This window comes from Streptomyces sp. NBC_00252, assembly GCF_036187565.1.
GTDB lineage: Bacteria > Actinomycetota > Actinomycetes > Streptomycetales > Streptomycetaceae > Streptomyces.
Genome location: NZ_CP108087.1, coordinates 4,775,909 through 4,791,917 on the forward strand (window position 1 = coordinate 4,775,909; position 16,009 = coordinate 4,791,917).

The 16,009-nt window shown below is 70.6% G+C and carries 14 protein-coding genes and 1 pseudogene; 9 read left to right on the top strand and 6 right to left on the bottom strand.

Annotated features, from left to right (window positions below):
- Positions 1-5 precede the first annotated feature (5 nt).
- The gene (arfB, locus tag OHT77_RS20730; RefSeq protein WP_266771131.1) at positions 6-434 is read right to left on the bottom strand and encodes an alternative ribosome rescue aminoacyl-tRNA hydrolase ArfB; all 429 of its coding nucleotides are present in this window, start codon (positions 432-434) and stop codon (positions 6-8) included.
- A gap of 176 nt (positions 435-610) precedes the next feature.
- On the opposite strand from arfB, the gene OHT77_RS20735 reads away from it, so the two are divergent.
- The 3 genes and pseudogenes from OHT77_RS20735 to OHT77_RS20745 all read left to right on the top strand — a co-directional run.
- The gene (locus OHT77_RS20735) at positions 611-1,186 is read left to right on the top strand and encodes a TerD family protein (RefSeq protein ID WP_200717071.1); all 576 of its coding nucleotides are present in this window, start codon (positions 611-613) and stop codon (positions 1,184-1,186) included.
- Between the two features lie 536 nt (positions 1,187-1,722).
- On the top strand, positions 1,723-2,979 hold the full coding sequence (locus OHT77_RS20740) for a DUF1266 domain-containing protein (RefSeq protein ID WP_328830038.1): 1,257 nt from the start codon (positions 1,723-1,725) through the stop codon (positions 2,977-2,979).
- Positions 2,980-3,223: 244 nt separating this feature from the next.
- Positions 3,224-3,733: pseudogene (locus OHT77_RS20745) on the top strand (GNAT family N-acetyltransferase); the annotation flags it as partial.
- A gap of 102 nt (positions 3,734-3,835) precedes the next feature.
- Here the strand turns inward: OHT77_RS20745 and OHT77_RS20750 are convergent.
- Positions 3,836-5,332: a M1 family metallopeptidase gene (locus tag OHT77_RS20750; protein ID WP_443048075.1), complete on the bottom strand. Its 1,497-nt coding sequence runs from the start codon at positions 5,330-5,332 to the stop codon at positions 3,836-3,838.
- Positions 5,333-5,436: 104 nt separating this feature from the next.
- Here OHT77_RS20750 and OHT77_RS20755 point away from each other — a divergent pair, with 104 nt between their 5' ends.
- Complete coding sequence (locus OHT77_RS20755) at positions 5,437-5,937, top strand: hypothetical protein (RefSeq protein ID WP_328830039.1); 501 nt, start codon at positions 5,437-5,439, stop codon at positions 5,935-5,937.
- Between the two features lie 243 nt (positions 5,938-6,180).
- Here the strand turns inward: OHT77_RS20755 and OHT77_RS20760 are convergent, their stop codons facing one another.
- Complete coding sequence (locus OHT77_RS20760; protein WP_328830040.1) at positions 6,181-6,855, bottom strand: pentapeptide repeat-containing protein; 675 nt, start codon at positions 6,853-6,855, stop codon at positions 6,181-6,183.
- Positions 6,856-7,003: 148 nt separating this feature from the next.
- Here OHT77_RS20760 and OHT77_RS20765 point away from each other — a divergent pair, with 148 nt between their 5' ends.
- Positions 7,004-7,969: a zinc-binding dehydrogenase gene (locus OHT77_RS20765; protein WP_328830041.1), complete on the top strand. Its 966-nt coding sequence runs from the start codon at positions 7,004-7,006 to the stop codon at positions 7,967-7,969.
- A 101-nt stretch (positions 7,970-8,070) separates the two neighbouring features.
- Positions 8,071-9,597 carry an MFS transporter gene (locus OHT77_RS20770; RefSeq protein ID WP_328830042.1) on the top strand — a complete coding sequence of 509 codons (1,527 nt, stop codon included), beginning with the start codon at positions 8,071-8,073 and terminating at the stop codon, positions 9,595-9,597.
- A gap of 292 nt (positions 9,598-9,889) precedes the next feature.
- On the opposite strand, the gene OHT77_RS20775 is transcribed toward OHT77_RS20770, so the two are convergent.
- Together OHT77_RS20775 and OHT77_RS20780 are read right to left on the bottom strand one after the other, a co-directional pair.
- Complete coding sequence (locus OHT77_RS20775) at positions 9,890-11,320, bottom strand: NAD(P)/FAD-dependent oxidoreductase (protein WP_328830043.1); 1,431 nt, start codon at positions 11,318-11,320, stop codon at positions 9,890-9,892.
- Positions 11,321-11,329: 9 nt separating this feature from the next.
- Positions 11,330-11,983 (bottom strand): rhomboid-like protein, encoded by a 654-nt coding sequence (locus tag OHT77_RS20780; protein WP_328830044.1) that lies wholly within the window; start codon positions 11,981-11,983, stop codon positions 11,330-11,332.
- Here OHT77_RS20780 and OHT77_RS20785 point away from each other — a divergent pair.
- Positions 11,982-12,986: an aminoglycoside phosphotransferase family protein gene (locus tag OHT77_RS20785; RefSeq protein ID WP_443048076.1), complete on the top strand. Its 1,005-nt coding sequence runs from the start codon at positions 11,982-11,984 to the stop codon at positions 12,984-12,986. The genes OHT77_RS20780 and OHT77_RS20785 overlap by 2 nt on opposite strands.
- Before the next feature lie 8 nt (positions 12,987-12,994).
- On the opposite strand, the gene OHT77_RS20790 is transcribed toward OHT77_RS20785, so the two are convergent.
- Positions 12,995-13,933, bottom strand: a complete 939-nt coding sequence (locus tag OHT77_RS20790) for a LysR family transcriptional regulator (protein ID WP_328830046.1) — start codon at positions 13,931-13,933, stop codon at positions 12,995-12,997.
- 244 nt (positions 13,934-14,177) lie between these two features.
- On the opposite strand from OHT77_RS20790, the gene OHT77_RS20795 reads away from it, so the two are divergent.
- Positions 14,178-15,482, top strand: a complete 1,305-nt coding sequence (locus tag OHT77_RS20795) for an MFS transporter (RefSeq protein ID WP_328830047.1) — start codon at positions 14,178-14,180, stop codon at positions 15,480-15,482.
- A gap of 43 nt (positions 15,483-15,525) precedes the next feature.
- A complete protein-coding gene (locus tag OHT77_RS20800) occupies positions 15,526-16,005 on the top strand; it encodes a GNAT family N-acetyltransferase (RefSeq protein WP_266771107.1) in 480 nt (159 codons plus the stop codon).
- Positions 16,006-16,009: the final 4 nt, after the last annotated feature.

Consider the following 16,009-nt stretch of genomic DNA (forward strand, 5'->3'; position numbering starts at 1 on the left):
CGGAACTACCCCCAGTCCCGCCCGTTCCGCCCGCGCTTCGTGTCGGACCGCTGCTTCTTCTCGCGCAGCCGGCGTTCGTTGATACCGCGCGGAATCCGGGTGGCCCGGCGCGGCTTCGGCGGCGGCGCGGTGGCCTCCGCGAGCAGCGCGGCGAGGCGTACGGCGGCGGTCTCGCGGTTGCGCCACTGGGAGCGGTGCTCGGAGGACCGTACGGTCACGACGCCGTCGACGAGCCGCGAGGCGAGCCGCTCCAGCGCGCGCTCCTTCCACACCGGGGGCAGCGCCTCGGTCTTGGCCAGGTCGAACCGCAGCTCCACCTGGGAGTCGCTGGTGTTGACGTGCTGCCCACCCGGCCCTGACGACCGCGAGAAACGCCACATGAGCTCGGCCTCGGGCAGGGAGACGGAGCCGCGGATGGCATAGGGACCGGACATGTCCCCCATGGTCGCGCGTCTGTCCGGTCCACGTCACTCCAATTACCCCGGGAGTTGCGGGTAAAGAAAGTAAAGTCACCTGGAACCTTCGGTACCCCTCTTGGCGTTCATAGTGGTACCGGTAGCTTCGTCCTCAGTACGAAGCCCGCACCGCAACGAGGGAAGGACTCCCAACCATGGCTGTAAGCCTGTCCAAGGGTGGCAACGTCTCGCTCACCAAGGAGGCCCCGGGCCTGACCGCCGTCACCGTAGGCCTCGGCTGGGACGTCCGCACGACCACCGGCACGGACTTCGACCTCGACGCCTCGGCGATCGCGGTCAACCCCGAGGGCAAGGTCTACTCGGAGGGTCACTTCATCTTCTTCAACAACAAGTCGACCCCGGACCAGACGATCGTCCACACCGGTGACAACCGCACGGGCGAGGGCGCGGGCGACGACGAGGCGATCAACGTCAACCTCGCCGGCCTCCCCGCCGACGTCGAGAAGATCGTCTTCCCGGTCTCGATCTACGACGCGGAGACCCGCTCGCAGAACTTCGGCCAGGTCCGCAACGCGTACATCCGCATCGTGAACCAGGCCGGCGGCGCCGAGATCGCCCGCTACGACCTCTCCGAGGACGCGGCGACGGAGACGGCGATGGTCTTCGGCGAGCTCTACCGCAACGGCGCGGAGTGGAAGTTCCGCGCGGTGGGCCAGGGTTACGCCTCGGGCCTGGTCGGCATCGCGCAGGACTTCGGCGTCAACGTCTGAGCCCCGCACCGCCTGTAGTGCCGTAGGTGAGGCCCCTGGCTGCGGTTGCGGCCGGGGGCTTCGGCATGACCGGGAGACGGAGAACACAGGGGGCGGGGCTGCTCAGGGAGGTCTCAGCCACGTATGGCAATGTGCCGGGATCAGCAGCGGTGCTGATCTGACCGACCTGATCCGCCGATCCGCCCGATCGGCTGGGTCGGCTGGGTCGGCTAGGTCGGCTCGGCCGGCTAGGTCGGCTCGGCCAGCTAGATCGGCTACGTCGGCCCGATCGGCTGGGTCGGCCCGGTTGCCGTGGTCGGCCGGTTGTCCGGTCGGCCCTGTCGTGGCCATCGGTCGACGCGGTCGGCGGTCACGGTCGCCATGGCCGTGGCCGTAGGTCGCGGTCGCTGTGGCCCTCGGTCGCGGTCGCCATGGCCGTGGTCGTAGGTCGTGGTCGCCGTGGCCCTCGGTCGTGGTCCCCATGGCCGTCGGTCACGGTCGCCGTGGTCGCCCTGGTGTGTCGTCGTCGGCCTGACCCTGGAAGGACAGCGAGCCCTATGTCGTTCGGATCCTCCCCCGTCGGTTTCGGGCCGCCGCCGCCTCCCGCGTGGACCCCGCCGACCGACACGGAGCACGCGCTGGTCGAGGCGCGGGCGCGCGGCGACTGGACGGCGTACTACGACGTGCTGTCCCGCGTCCGCCTCTACTACCAGATGTCACGCGAGGCCTACGACGCCCAACCGGAGCGCGTCCACCGGGTGTTCACCCGCGACGAGCGCACCGGCGCCAGGTACTGGGAGCTCTTCACCGACGGCGTGCTGCCCGCACCGCGCCCCGACGATCTGGTGTATTCGGGCGCGTCACTGCGCTGGATCGCGGAGGTCTGGAATCCGCAGGACCCGCCCACGATCGTCGTCAACCCCGGCACCCCCTGCGAACTGGCCCTCCCCTACGGCCCACCCGGCACGACGGACTGGTCGCGAGCGGCGAACCGCCCCGACATCCCGTCCGCCGCGATGCGCCTGCGCGCACTCCACGTGGGCGGTGTGCTGCACGGCCCGGTCGCCCACGGCCTGGCCTGCGGAGCGCTCCTCTGCGTCAGCAACGGCTCCCTCTGGAACGCCCCGGCCTGGCACGGACACGGCTACGACGGTGAGCGCCGGCGGCTGCGCGAGTGGTGGGGCATCACGACCCGCGCCGAGTGGCAGTACCACCTGCGGAACCTGCTCGCCTGCGAAGCGTCAAGCTCCGTATGGGAGTTCGCGCTCAGCCTGCGCCGTACGATCGCCCGCGACTTCGGCGGCCACGTCGACATCGGCTACTGGCGCCAGGCCGTGGCCACGGTCATCCGGGCCGACTCCGAGGGCGCCACGGTGATCACGGAGGACGGCGTCACGAAGACCGACCCGCGCCCGGAGTCGGAGACCGAGGCGCGAATAGCGGGCGTACAGAGCCTCATCGGCCGTATCACCCGCTACGAGGCCCGTATGCGCGCCGACGGCATCCTCGACGAGAACCGCTACGTCACGTCGGTCGAGGCCTGGGACCTGGGCCGCGCCTCGAAGATGGCCCGCTGGGGCCTGGGCGCCCGCTTCGCGACCCTCCAGGAGACCGAGTCGGCCGTGGCCCGGGCGGGCCGGGCCGCCGCCCTCGCCTACCGCTCCTGGCCCGACTTCTCCGCCGGTTACATCCTCGGCCGCTGCCTCCACTTCGACGAGGAGGAGTTCGGGGACTGGTACCAGGACATGGTGTCGGCGCACCGGATCCTGATGACGGAGGCGGGCAGCCCGTGGCTGAACATCCCGTTCCGCTAGGCCGGCGAACGGTTCCGGTTGAAGCCCGGCGGAGCCCCCGGCGGCCAGGGCCTGTCCGGCGGATCAGGTCGCTGGAAATCCGCGGTGACTGATCAGTGCCGGTGAGCGGGGCCTGGTGCGTGCAGCTGCAAGGCGGAGGAGGGCGGCGACGCGGAGCGTCGGCAACCGACGACAACGCGGCAGATGTGCGTGCCAGGCCCCGCGTCTGCGACAGGATCCGCCGGACAGGCCCTAGCGTGCCCCCATGTTCCTCGAACCGCTCACGCCGACCGAGGCCGGTGCGCTCCCCGGTGAGCTGCTCACCGAGCTGACCGCCCTCTACGCCTCGAACCACGCGTTCCACGCGCTCAGCGGCGACTTCCCGGACCCGGCGGACATCCGGCCGGAACAGGTCGCGACCGCGCTGGCCGACGAGTTGGCCGACCCGGACGTGGAGGTCCTGCTCGCCCGCAGCGCCGGACACCTGATCGGAATCGCGATCACCCTCGCCACCCACCCCGACCCGGCCGACGGCGACCCCTGGATCGGCCTCCTGATGATCGACGCGACCCAGCAACAGCACGGCTACGGCCGACAGTTGGCGTCCCTCGTCGAGACCCGTCTCCGCGCCTCAGGCCGAACCGCCGTACGCCTGGCCGTCCTCGACAACAACCCCGACGCCCTCACCTTCTGGACCACCCTCGGCTACGACGTCATCGACCACCGCGAGGACCGCCGACTCGGTCGCCCCTGCACGGTGTTGCGCAAGCGGCTCCGCTGACCCGTGACCTCGCGCGGCCCGGTCGGCCGGTCCCGTAGATCAAGGTCGGGAGGGTCGATCAAGGTCAGGAGGGCCGGTCAAGGTCAGGAGGGTCGGTCAAGGGCGGGCCGGTTTCCCGTGCCCGTACAGCCAGTTCTTCCAGATTCCGGTGAAGTCCCTGCCCGGGGCCATCTTCTCGACGTAGGCCGTGAAGTCCGCCGTGTCGGCGTTGCCGTGGCGGTGGGTGGCTGCCCAGCCCTGGATGATGTCGTAGAAGCGGGCGTCGCCGACCGTGCGGCGGATCTTGTGGAGGACCATCGCGCCGCGTTCGTAGACGGGGCTGTCGGAGATGTGGGCGGCGGAGGTCGGGGTGGCCGGCGGGAAGGCCCAGACGGCGTCGCCGTCCGCCTTGTCGTCGAAGTAGGTGCCCTTGTAGAGGGCGTCGAAGGTCTGCTGGGCGGTGTCGCCGTCGTGGTCCTCCGCCCAGAGCCACTCCGCGTAGGTCGCGAAGCCCTCGTTGAGCCACATGTCCCGCCAGGTCTTCGGGGTGACGGAGTCGCCGTACCACTGGTGGGCGAGTTCGTGGACGAGGGTGGCGGTGTCGGGGGCGCCGGGGAAGAACGGGCGGTTCTGCGTCTCCAGCGCGTAGCCCGCGTCGCCGCCGCGGTCGACGATCGCGCCGGTGGAGGAGAAGGGGTACGGGCCGAAGTTGTACTCCTCCCACTCCATTATCTCGGGCAGCCCGGCCAGCACCTTGCGGCTCGCGGCGGCCTCCTGCGGGTCCACCGCGACGTAGACGGGGAGGCCGTTCTTCGTGGTGGTGCGGGTGATGTCGTAGTGGCCGATCGCGACGGTGGCGAGGTAGGTCGCCATGGGTTGCGGGGTGTGCCAGCTGTAGGTCGTCGCGCGGGCGGTCCCGGTCGTCGTCTCGCTTCTCAACTCGCCGTTGGAGACCGCCTGGAGGCCCTTCGGGACGGTGATCGTGATGTCGTACGTCGCCTTGTCGGACGGGTGGTCATTGCCGGGGAACCACGCCATCGAGCCGGTCGGTTCGCCGAGCGCGAGCGCGCCGTCCGCCGTGGGCAGCCAGCCCTCGTCCGAACCGTCGGGGTCGGTGATCGTCTCGGGGGTGCCGGAGTAGTGGACCGTCGTCCGGAACGTCCTGCCCTTGCGGAGAGCAGCGGACGGCCGGACCTTCAGTTCCTGTCCGCTACGGGTCCAGGAGGCCTTTTTGCCGTCCACCGTAAGGGAGTTGACCTTCATGCCCTGGAAGTCGAGGTCGAAGGTGGCGAGGGGGGTGGTGGCGCGGGCGGTGACCGTGGCGGTGGCGGTCAGGGTGGGGGCGGTGGCGCTGTCGCGGGTTTCGGAGGTAGCGGACGCGTCGGACGCGTCGGGGGTGTAGGCGAGGGTCAGGTCGTAGTGGGTGACGTCGTAGCCGCCGTTGCCGGACTTCGGGAAGTACGGGTCGCCTACGCCCGCGCTGCCGGAGGTGGCGTGAACCCCGCCCGATCCGCTGCACGCCGTCAGGCTGAGAGTCAGGGTGAGGGAGAGGGCGACGGTGAGGGTGCGCAGAGAGGGCGTGACAGTCGGGGCGAGCCGTGCGGATCTGGACACGTGCGCGATCCTATGAGCTCGGGGGGCGTCGCTCCGGGCGGTGGCCCGGCCACCGGAGACTCCGGCCGACCTTGGGTCTCCCCGACCGTGACACCATCTCCTACGTGCTCGACATCGGCTACGCCCTCTCCAACCGCTTCCCCGACCCCCCGCAGACCGACTACCGCCGCGCGGACGTCCACGCGCTGCGGCACGACCTGTTCTGCGGTGACGTCTACCTCGCCGACACCAAGGCGGACCGGGAAGTGTCCACGGCGTGGGGATGGGTGCCGGTGCTCGACTTCGCGTGGGCGCTGTGCGACATCGTGGAGCGGATCGATCAGGATCCGGCGGGGTCGCGGGCGTCGCGGCCGCAGCGGGCGGAACTGGATTTCACCGAGTCGACGGATCGGATGTTGTTCGAGCGGCGGTTCGGGTGGGTGGATGTCGAGGCGGACTGGATGCGGGGGGATGAGGAGGCGTTGACCTTCTCCCACGCCGACCTTCGGCGTGAGGCGCGGGATTTCCTCCATGACCTGATCGCGGACCTGGTCGATATGCACGAGGCGCTGGGCGAAAACCCGGCGATCTGGACGCTCCAGGCGAAGTTTCCGAGGGTCGCCTGAACGCCCTGAGCTTGATGGTTGCCCGGCACTCACGGCACCGTCCCTGGGGGCTGCGCCCCCAGACCCCCATCGGCCCTGAAGGGGCCTCGTCCTCAAACGCCGGACGGGCTGATCAATGCGGGGCTGGGTTGAGAAGTGGACGGGCTGAATGATGCCGGCCCGAATTGAGGGGTGCACCAAGAAACACCCGCAAAGAACCCCTAGCCCCTCCCCCCTTGTCCCCGTTGGGCGCTCCCCACCCCCTCACCCCTCCACCCGAATCCCCATCTGCACAGCCAACACCGGCGCCAGATCCAGCAGCTGCCCCATGCTGATCACCGCCCCGGACAACCGCTCCACCCCGCGCGCGATCTCCAGCTCCACGGCCCCCCGAAGATCCACGTCAGTGAAGGTCACGCCGGTGAAATCCGCGCCCTTCAACGCGCAGTCCACGAACTCGACGCGCTCCAGCCGGGCATCGAGGAAGTCGGGCTCGACGAGGACGCACCCCTCGAAGACGACGTCCCGGAGTTTCGCCTTGCGCAGGTTCAGGTAGTCGATCTTGCCGCCGCGGATCACCACACGCTCCAGCACGGCACCGTGCAACTGGACCCCGCCCATCCGCGCGTCGACGACCTCGACGTCACGCAGGGTCGATTCCGCGAGGTCCGTGCCGACGCCCCGTATGCCGGTGAGGACGGAGTCCAGTACGCGGGCGTGGTGCAGCCGGGTCTCGTCCAGCGCGCATCCCGTCAGCGCGCAGTCCATGAAGCGGGCGCCCCCGCCGTCCTGCCCCACGAAGTCCTGGTCGCGGAAGTCCAGCCCGTCATAGTCCCCGTCGGGCTCCAACTCCCCACCCTCGTAAGCCTCCAGAACGGGCAACCGCACCTCCGGCCGCCGCGCCCCCTTCACTCCGCCCGTCGCCGCTCTCCTCGCCATACCCCCATCCTGCACCCCGCCACTGACAACGAGGACGGCCACCACTTGACCTCAAGCACGCTTGAGGTCGAAGAGTGAGGACCCGCGCAAGCCCGCCCATCCGCACAAGCCACAGCAACCGGAACACGCTCGTCACCCTGGGGGTCCCATGCACGCCGTCCGACTCCACACCTTCGGTCCCGCCGAGAACCTCACCTACGAACCCACCGCCGACCCCACCCCCGCCCCCGGCCAGGTGCGAATCGCGGTGGCCGCGGCGGGAGTTCACCTCCTGGACACGGTTCTACGGAAGGGAGAACGCGGCCCGCTCCCCGAACTCCCGGCCCTCCCCACCATCCCCGGCCGCGAGGTCGCCGGTGTCGTCGAGTCGCTCGGGGACGGGGTCGCCGGGCTGTGGCTCGGAAAGCGGGTGGTGGCGCACCTCGGGTTCGCGCCGGGCGGATACGCGGAGCTGGCCGTGGTCGACGTCGACCGCGTCCACGAGATCCCGGCGAACCTCGACTTCGCACAGGCAGTCGCCATGATCGGAACGGGCCGTACGGCCATGGGAATCGTGCAGTTCACCGACCTGACCCCCGACTCCCTGGCGATCGTCCCGGCCGCCGCCGGAGGCCTCGGCACCCTCCTAGTCCAGTACGCCAAGCACGCCGGCGCCACCGTCATCGGCCTGGCGGGCGGCCCGGAAAAGGTCGCCCTCGTACACGCCAACGGCGCCGATCTCGCCGTCGACTACACAGCCCCCGAGTGGCCCGCCAAGGTACGGGCCTGGCTGGGCGACCGGCGCGCAACCGTCGTGTTCGACGGGGTGGGCGGCGACATCGCACGCGAGGCGACCGGCCTCCTCCGGGAGGACGGCCGGCACCTCGTCTTCGGCTGGTCGAGCGGCGAGCCGTACACGACCGCCACCCGGTCCGAACACACCCTCGGCCCCGCGATGATGCAGAAGGCCGGCGGCCCGAGCCCCATCCGAACCCTGGAGCTGCGCGCCCTCACCGCAGCAGCGGAAGGCCGCCTCAGCCCGGCCGTAGACCGCTTCCCCCTGCCCAAGGCGGCAGACGCCCACCACGCACTCGAAACCCGGCGGACAACCGGAAAGGTGGTGCTGGAACCATGACCACCCCCAACGCATCCACCCCACCCGCGAACCCGCATCCGAACGCACACACGAATACGATTCAGGATGCGATAGATACCGATTCATGGTCTTCTGGCCAGATGAGTGTCACCCGAACAGGTGAATCAGCCGCGACGGACGAGCCCGATCCCCGGCGCTGGTGGGGCCTGGTGATCATCGCTCTCGCGCAGCTCATGGTCGTCCTCGACGCGACGATCGTGAACATCGCACTCCCCTCCGCACAGCGCGATCTGGGCATGTCCGACGGCAACCGGCAATGGGTCATCACGGCGTACACCCTCGCGTTCGGCGGCCTGCTCCTGCTGGGCGGCCGGATCGCCGACCTGGTGGGCCGCAAACGGACGTTCATCATCGGCCTGATCGGCTTCGCGGGCGCCTCCGCACTGGGCGGCGCGGCCACGAGCTCGGGCATGCTCTTCGGCGCCCGCGCCCTCCAGGGCGTCTTCGCCGCCGTACTGGCCCCCTCCGCGCTCAGCCTCCTGACCACGACGTTCACGGACCCGAAGGAACGCGGCAAGGCCTTCGGGATCTACGGCGCACTCGCGGGCAGCGGTTCGGCGATCGGCTTCATCGCGGGCGGGCTGCTCACGGAGTACCTGAACTGGCGCTGGTGCCTCTACGTCAACATCCCCATCGCGATCATCGCGGTCTTCGGCGCCTTCGCCCTGCTCCACGACCGCCCGGGCCACAGCGGCGCCCGCCTCGACGTGCCCGGCGTCCTCCTGGGCTGCGGCGGACTGGTGGCGATCGTCTACGGCTTCAGCGAGGCGGAACCGCGCGGCTGGACGGACCCCCTGGTCCTGGGCCTGTTCGCGGCAGGCGTCGTACTCCTCGTCGCCTTCGTCTGGTGGCAGAACAGGGCGCCCAGTCCCCTCCTGCCCCTCCACATCGTCAAGGACCGCAACCGCGCCGGCTGCTTCCTGACGATGGGCCTCGCGGTCATCGGCATGTTCGGCATGTTCCTGTTCATGACCTACTACCTCCAGGTCATCCTCGACTACTCGCCCGTGAAGACCGGCATGGCCTTCCTACCCCTCACGGTCGCGATCATCATCGGCTCGACCCAGATCTCGGCCCGCCTGATGCAGCACGTGCCGCCACGCACCCTGATGGTCCCGGGCGCGGTACTGGCCGCCGCGGGCATGTCCTTCTTCACCCGCCTGACGGTCAACTCGGACTACACCACCGAACTGCTCCCCGGCCTGATCCTGATGGGCCTCGGCATGGGCCTCATCTTCATGCCGGTCTTCGCCACCGCCACAGCAGGCGTGGCCCCGCAGGACTCGGGCGTCACCTCGGCGACCGTCAACACGGCCCAGCAGGTGGGTGGTTCGATCGGCACGGCCCTCCTCAACACGATCGCCACCACCAGCAGCACGGCCTACATCGTCGCCCACCTCCACAACCCCGCCGAGAAGGCCCTCGTCACCAGCAAGGGCATCGTCCACGGCTACACGGTCGCCATCTGGTGGGCCGTAGCCGTCATGCTCCTCGCAGGCCTGGTAGCAGGCCTGATGGTCACAGCCCGAGCCCCGAAGCACGCCCCACCGGCCCAATCCCCGACCCAGGATTCGACCCCGGCACCGGAATCAAGGTCGGCGACCTGACCCGAACGTCCCGCACGCCACGTACGGCGGCAAGGCGACGTGTCGGGGGGTGTCCGCCCGCAGCGGTCGGCGCTCAACTCGCCGCACTCTCAAGAAACGTTGCCGCGCCGATCCGAGGACGGAGACCCCCCGGCGCGGCGCCGACCCACAACGCAGCACGGACGAACCACGACGCACGGGCACCCAGCCACGAGGCGGCACCCCCACTCACCCAGGGGCGCGGGGCGGTGTCGATGTGCGGCTCCGCCGCGTGGCCGCGACCAGCCCCCACCGGCCCGCACCTGACAACGTGTCACCCCCGCCCAGCCACCCGATCCGCCCACCGAGCCAACCGCGAAGACGACACCCCGTACCCCTCCGACTCCCGCCGATCCGCAGCGCGATACGTCGCGTACATCCCCTGCACCCCCAACCACCGAAACGGCTCCGGCTCCCACTTCCGCACCTCATGCCCCACCCAAGGCAACCCGGTGAGCTCAGTGGCCCCCGCCTGCCCGGAATCCACCTGCACCAGATCCCGCAAGGTCCGCGCAGCGAGGTTCGTCGTGGCCACCCCGGACCCGACATACCCCCCGGCCCACCCCAGCCCCGTGGCCCGATCCAGCGTCACCGTCGCGCACCAGTCCCGAGGCACCCCAAGAACCCCCGACCACGCATGCGCAACCCGCACCCCCGCAAGCGCCGGAAAGAACCGCACGAGAATCTCCCGCAACGCCTCGACCGTGGAAGCCTGCGTCCGCCCGTCGTTGTCGGTCTTCGACCCGAACCGATACGGCACCCCCCGCCCACCCAACGCGATCCGCCCGTCGGCGGTGCGCTGCGCGTACATATAGGCGTGGGCCATGTCCCCCAAGGTCTCCAGCCCGTCCCACCCCACCGCCTCCCACTGCGCGTCGGTGAGCGGCTCGGTGGCGATCATCGACGAGTTCATCGGCAGCCAGGTCCGCCGCTGCCCCTTGAGACTCGCGGTGAACCCCTCGGTACACCGCAGCACATAGGGCGCCCGCACGGTCCCGTACGGCGTCACCGCATGCTTGGGCCGGATCTCCGTAACCGGCGTCGACTCATGGATAACGACGCCCAACGCCTCGGCCGCAGCGGCAAGCCCCTTCACCAGCTTCACGGGATGCAGCCGAGCACCATGGGGCGTCCACGTGGAACCAACCGCGTCCGCGACCCGGATCCGCTCACCGGTCTCGCGCGCCCCGTACAACTCCCGATCGGTCTCGCCGTACGACAGCTCGTGCTCGTGAAAGGCTTTCAGCCGGGCCAACTGAGCGGGCGTACAAGCGACTTCGAGCACCCCACCCCGATGGATGTCGGCGTCGATCCCCTCCGCCTCCGCCACCGCGATGACCTCGCCGACGGTGTCGTTCATGGCCTTCTGCAGCCGCACGGCCGCATCCCGCCCATGAAGTTTCGCGTACCGGTCGCGCCCGGCGATCCCGTTGTACAGCCACCCGCCGTTCCGCCCGGAAGCGCCGTAGCCGCAGAACTTCTGCTCCAGGACGACGACCCGCAGGAAGGGCGCCGCCTTCTTCAGGTAGTACGCGGTCCACAACCCGGTGTACCCGCCCCCGACGATCACGACATCCGCGGAGGCGTCACCACCGAGGGGCTCCCGCCGCACAGGGATGCCGTCGTCCGCGTACCAGAAGGAGACGCCACCGTTCACGACACCGTTCAGGGCACCGTCCGCCCCACCGCTCACCGAGCTGCTCATGACCGGACGCTAACCCCTGAGCGCGGCCACTGTCTCCTTCGGATTCCATGCTTTTCCGCACCCTCTGACCAGCGGATAACACGCGAGCCCGATCACCACGGAGGTGAAATGCCCGAGATCGGTGAAGGTACGGCCGGTCGCCAGCGGCACCCCGTAGACGGCCAGCACGGCCACCAGATACAGGTACCGCCACGGCACCGCGATCCGGTACGCGAGCACCCCGACGACCCCGGCGAGCGCGTAACTCACCCCGACGTCAAGGGTGTCAACGGCGGACTCCGGCGCCATGTCGTTCTTGATCGCCCACAGCAGCGCCCCCTCACTGATCAGCGTCGCCAGCACATGCGCGGCCACACACACCATCAGCCACCGCGCCGTACCGATCCAGCGTTCGGCCTGCGCGTGGAACACCGTGTACAGCACCGCGTACGGCACCCAGCGGCCCCCGTCGATCCACATCGCGCTCGCGAACAGCACCCGCACCGGCTTGTTCGACAGCTCGTGGATGTTGGTGGACCGCTGCCGCAGGAAGTCCTGTTCGAAATCCGGCGACATGTGGTGCATGGCGACCGTGGTGACGAAGAGGATCCCCAGCCAGACATACGTGCCGGGGGCGCTGCGGACGTACGCCCACACCCTGTGGAGGCCCCGGGTAATTCGCATGAGCCGATTCACGCACGCAAGTATGGTCGGAGCCGTGATCGACATCCCGGCCGCGCTGGTCACCTCCCAGGAGAGGTTCAACGGAGCGGCGGGACGCGCCTTCGTGGCGGAACTCCCGCACCGCGCGGCCGGCTTCCTGGACCGCTGGTCACTCCGGCTCGACGGCCCCTCGATGTACGGCATGTGCGCCCTGGTCCTGCCGGTCCTGCGCGCCGACGGCACCCGGGCCGCGCTGAAACTCCAGTACCTCGACGAGGAGACCGCAGGCGAGCCGATCGCCCTGCGAACTTGGGGCGGCGACGGCGCCGTACGGCTTCTTGAGTACGACGACGGAACCGGCACCCTGCTCCTGGAGCGCCTTGACGCGTCCCGTGCCCTCACCCACGAACCGGACTCCCGGGCCGCGGCCCTCGTGATCGCCCGTCTGCTGGCCCGCCTGACCGCGGTATCCGCACCACCGGAACTGCACCGGCGTCTCGGCCCGATCGCGGCGGCCATGCTGGAGCAGACACCGTCCGCCCTCCCCCACCTCCCCGACCCGGCGGACCGACGCCTGATCGAGGACTGCGCGGCGGCGGTGCGCGAGGTCGCGGACGAGCCCGGGGACCGGCTGCTGCACTGGGACCTGCACTACGACAACGTGCTCGGCACCCGGCCCGCAACCGAAAGCGGCACAGACACAGCTCCCGCCACCGCCACCGCCACCGCCACCGCCACCGCCACCGCCACCGAGGACCGTGGCCCCTGGTTGGCGATCGACCCCAAGCCCCTCGCGGGCGACCCCGGTTTCGAACTCTTCCCGGCGCTGGACAACCGTTTCGACCCCGACGAAATCCGTTGGCGCTTCGACGCGATGACCGACGTGATCGGTCTCGACCGGGCGCGGGCGCGGGCCTGGACGCTGGGGCGGGTGCTGCAGAACGCGCTGTGGTCGCTGGCGGACGGCCGCGCCCCGGCGCCGGATCACCTGGAGATCGCACGAAGGCTGCGCGACCTGCACTGACCGGACCGTCACGCCCAGGCAGGCGTCCAGGTCTCGGCGGTCCCGGCGTCGGCGGGGTCGGCCTCCGTGGTCGTGCCGAGGTGATCGCGAAGGGCGGTAAGGGCGGGGTGCCGATTGTCGCGATGGCGGACGAGGGAGTGCGGATAGACCGGCGTCGGATTCCGGACCGCGATCCGGCGCAGGTCGTGGTGGGCGGGCCAGACCAGCCGGGTCTGCTCCCCCACGAACGTCGCCAGCGAACGCGACCCGGCGATGGTGTCGAGCAGCGGCTCCACCCCGAAGTCCGGTCCGTTGCTCTCGATGGTGAGTCCGAACGCGGCGGCGAGTGCGTCGTAGTACGCGGCCCATTCGGTGCCCGGGACGAGGCCGGGCATCCAGATCCGGTGCCCGACGAGGTCGGCCGGGGTGACGGTCCCGGCGCCGGCGAGGGCGTGGGCCGGTCCGGTGAGGAGCTGGACGGGTTCGTCGAAGGCGCGGCTGACCTCGATGTCGTCGGGGAGCCGGCGCCCGGTCATCGTGACGGCGCGGAAGGACGCGTCGACCGTGCCGGAGCGGATCGCGTCGACGGCCGCGTCGGCGTCGAAGAGCGTCACGACGTCCAGCTCGATCTCGGGGCGGGCCCGGTGGAAGTCCCGCAGCAGCGCGGCCGGGGCGAGCCCGCGCCCGATCACGTCGACGCGCAGCGCCCGGTGCCCGGGCCGCACGGAGGCGAACGCCCGCGCCTCGGCACGCAGCAGATCCCGTGCGTGCGGCAGGAACCCCCGCCCGTCGACGGTCAGCTCCGCCCCGCGCGGAGTCCGCGCGAAGAGCCGCACGCCCACGGCCCGCTCCAGCGCGGCGACCCGCTTGGAGACGGCCTGCTGGGTGATCGACAACTCCGTGGCCGCATCCTGGAAACGGCCCGCGTCGGCGATGGCCACGAAGGTGCGTACGGCGTCGAGATCCACGCCTGCGACGATACTGGCGGCCACTGACAACGGGCCGCGGGAAGCCGATGAGCAGCAGACACAACTCCGGGTTGTGGCTCTCCGGCGCGTCGGTTGTTTGATCCCGGGGTCCGGCACTCGCTTTGATGCCGGTGGCCTGGACGCCGGGGTCGGGGCGAGGTCGGGGCCCGGGTCCGGATCGGCGGGCGCGGGCGAACGAGCAGGCACGAGCGAACCAGCGGAACGCGGAACGGGTGGGGCACGAATGGCGGGCAGACGGGCGCTGGGACGCCGTTTCGGCTGGCTGTGGGCGTCGTTCGCGGTCAGCTCGTACGGCACCGGGCTCGGCTTCGGCGCGTTCCCCTTCATCGCGATCCTCGTACTTCACTCCGGCCCGACCCAGGTGGCCGTGCTGGCCGCGTCGGGCAGGGCGGTGGGCGCGCTGGTCGCCGTACCGCTGGGGCCGTGGGTGGAGTTCCGCCGCAAGCGGCCGGTGATCATCGCGATGGACCTGATCCGGTTCGGGGCGCTGCTGACGGTCCCGGTGGCGTTCGCGTGCGGGCTGCTCAGCTTCGCGCAGCTCCTCGTCGTGTCGGTCGTCGTCGCCGCGGCGAACATCGCGTTCAACGCGGCGAGCGGCTCGTACCTGAAGTCGCTGGTCCCGCCGGAGGACCTGCTGGTCGCGAACTCCCGCTTCGAGTCGACGACCTGGACCTCGACGATGCTGGGGCCGCCGCTCGGCGGCGCCGCGATCGGGCTGTTCGGACCGGTGACGACGGTGGTGGCCGACGCGGTCAGCTATCTGCTGTCGGCGCTCGGCATCCGCGCCATCGGCGGCACGGAACCGCGCCCCGAGCGGACCGGCGGGCCCCGGCTGCGCGCGGGCGATCTGCTCGACGGCTGGCGCTACATCCTCGCCCACCCCACCCTGCGTCCGCTGCTCCTCAACGCGATGACGGTCAACGGCCTGATCATGGCCGCCGAGCCGCTGCTCGCCGTCCTCCTGCTGGGCCGACTCGGCTTCTCGCCCTGGCAGTTCGCCCTCGTCCTCGCGGCCTCCTCCGGCGCGGGCGGCTTCATCGGCTCCCGCCTGGCCCGCCCGCTCGCGGCCCGGTTCGGCAGGCGTCGGGTGCTGCGGACCTCCGGAACGCTCCGCGCCTGCTGGCCGATCGGCCTGGCGTTCGTCACGCCAGGACTCCCCGGCATGCTCCTCGTCGCCGCCCTGCAACTCGCCATGGTGACCTGCATCGGCGTCTTCAACCCCCTCCTCGCCACCGCCCGCCTCGAACAGACCGCCCCCGACCGGGTCGCCCGCACCCTCACGGCCTGGTCCATCAGCACGAGCGCGGCGATCTCGGCGACGACCGCCCTGTGGGGAGTGCTGGCGGCGGTCACGACACCGCGGACGGCGATCGCGGTCGCCGGAGTGTTGCTGCTGGCGTCACCGCTGCTGCTGCCCCGGCGAGGAGCGACCGAGCGGGACGAACAGGAGCCGCGGGAAAGGGAGTTGAAGGAGCGGGAGTCGCGGGAGCCGGCCGCCGAGGTGCCGGACGCGGTCGAGGGCGCCTGAAAATCCGGCGCTCGGGCCACCCTGCCCCGGTTAGCCTCCCCCCATGATCCGCACCGCGACGCCCACCGACATCCCCGTCATCCACGCCCTGATCCGCGAACTCGCCGCCTACGAGAAGGAACCCCAGGAGGCGAGAGCGACCCCGGAGCAGCTCCACGAGGCACTCTTCGGTGAACACCCCGGCGCCTACGCCCACTTGGCGACCGACGACACCACCGGCGAACCGGTCGGCTTCGCGCTGTGGTTCCTCAACTTCTCGACCTGGCGCGGAGTCCACGGCATCTACCTGGAGGACCTCTACGTCCGCCCCACCACCCGAGGCGCGGGCCACGGCAAGGCCCTCCTCACCGAACTGGCCCGCATCTGCGTGGCGCGCGGCTACGAACGCCTGGAGTGGTCCGTCCTCAACTGGAACCGCCCCGCGATCGACTTCTACGAGGCGCTGGGCGCCCGCCCCCAGGACGAGTGGACGGTGTACCGACTGACGGACGAGGCGCTGCGGAAGCTGGGCCAGCCCCGGTGACCGA